1 protein-coding gene is annotated in these 539 nt (G+C 80.7%); it reads right to left on the reverse strand.

The window, feature by feature from the left end; all coding sequences use genetic code 11:
• Positions 1-539, reverse strand: a 539-nt coding sequence (locus tag AC2CHG_RS31735) for a UbiA prenyltransferase family protein (RefSeq protein ID WP_484526242.1), incomplete at both ends; no start/stop codon positions are given.

Here is a 539-nt window from a genome sequence, read left to right on the forward strand (position 1 = left end):
GCCCTGCAACGCGGGCAGCCCGGTGATCCCGGCCCCGACGGCGGCGCGCACCCGGCCCGGTGACGGGTCGGCGAGCACCCGGGCCTGCGCGCGGCCGTACCGGGCGGCGTACCCGGCGGCGAGCACCGCCGGCACGAGGTGACCGAACCGGGCGGCGAGGCTGGAACCGCGGCGGCCGGTGACGGGTGGCGTCGGCCGGGCCGGGACGGCTGCCGCGATCAGCGCGGTGCCGGCGAGCGTGAGGCCGGGCAGACGCCGGTCCGCGCCGGTCACCTCGCGGCGGGACAGCGCGGTAACGGTCCAGGTGTGCGCGGCGACGGTGAACGCTGCGGGCAGTGCCCGGACCATCCGGCCGCCGGACGCGCCGAGCAGCACGTCCAGCCCGCGGCAGGCGGCCATCACCGCCGGGCCGGCGGCGGTGTTCTTCGCGCGCAGGTCGTACCCCCAAATGGTGGCCGCGAGTGGGAGCGCGACTGCGGCCGCGCGGCGGCCCCCGGCGGCGGTGGCGACCGCGAGCCCGGCGGCGGTCAGGCCGGACG

Source organism: Micromonospora sp. ATLC20, from assembly GCF_057196585.1.